The 711-nt window shown below is 41.2% G+C and carries 1 pseudogene; it reads right to left on the bottom strand.

Features of this window, described 5'->3' with window-relative positions:
- A pseudogene (gene cadC, locus CXQ94_RS23730) lies at nucleotides 1-711 on the bottom strand (lysine decarboxylation/transport transcriptional activator CadC); the annotation flags it as partial.

The raw sequence follows: 711 nt of genomic DNA on the forward strand, positions 1-711 counted from the left end.
TGCTGCTAATTGTTTTTCATCTAAAGGATGTTGAGAATGGCGCACGATATCAACTAATGCTTTTTCTGCTCTCGCGTAGGTAAATTCTGGGGATGATTGAACAATCTCACCTAATAATTCACTGGCACGGTTCAATGATTTATCATCGCCATGCAGTAAATAATCATGTGCCTGATAAAAATTAGTTAATAACGCACCACGATGAGGCAAAATTTGCTGGAGCGTCTCCTGCATTCGTTGTGGCCACGGTTGGTTTAACGCTTTTGATAAACTCTCCAGTAAATCATTTTGAATCGCCAGCTGATTACCGTTAGTGATGACATAACGTTTATCCAGCATGGTTGAACCATCTGCATTGTCTACCAATTTTATCGACATAAAGCATTGTTGAGCACGGTATTGGCGCTGATTAACAAACGCAATAGATAATGTTTTACCGGAACTGCTCGGTTCATCAATGTTGTAGTTGATTTTGTCATGCACCATAAAGGTGGAGAAGGTGTTAAGTGATGTCGCCACCAAATCACCCACGCCTATCGCGTAAGAGAGCTGATACGGGGAACTCCAGCTGTTACAACTTTTATTTACCATATTAATGTCAATATCGCGTGGATTGAGCAAAATACGCGATTTGCTCATCGGAAGACGTGTATCAAGACTTGAAAACGCGACCAGTGCTACACAGATACCTAACGACGACAGGAAAAAAAA

The sequence above is a fragment of the Arthrobacter sp. GMC3 genome, assembly GCF_002929305.1.
In the GTDB taxonomy this organism is placed as follows: Bacteria; Actinomycetota; Actinomycetes; order Actinomycetales; family Micrococcaceae; genus Specibacter.